The sequence below is a fragment of the Mesorhizobium sp. M1A.T.Ca.IN.004.03.1.1 genome (assembly GCF_003997555.1).
GTDB lineage: Bacteria > Pseudomonadota > Alphaproteobacteria > Rhizobiales > Rhizobiaceae > Mesorhizobium.
Map to the genome: position 1 here is coordinate 1 of NZ_RZTV01000447.1, position 265 is coordinate 265.

The 265-nt window shown below is 59.2% G+C and carries 1 protein-coding gene; it reads right to left on the bottom strand.

The genetic code is table 11. The features are described from left to right. Nucleotides 1–263, bottom strand: a 263-nt coding sequence (locus tag EOD29_RS32375) for a Rid family hydrolase (RefSeq protein ID WP_127248842.1), incomplete at its 3' end; no start/stop codon positions are given. Between the last annotated feature and the right edge of the window lie 2 nt (nucleotides 264–265).

Here is a 265-nt window from a genome sequence, read left to right on the forward strand (position 1 = left end):
GCCCGCCGTGGCGTTCCGCTATTCGGCATCCAAGCATCCCAGGCTCCGTTCATTTCTTCGAATGAGGCAAGGTCCCTGAGCCAGATGTTGGCGAGAATGATCTCTGACTTGTCGGTACCTTCGCGCAGCAGCATGTCATCGATGCGCTCCAGTATTTCGTTGGTTTGCGCCGTCACGCTCGCTCCCCTCGTGAGGTTTGCGACCTGGCCGGGCAGATAGGCGGCAGCCGCGAGGAGAGTTTCGTCAACTTTGGCTTGCCCCATCA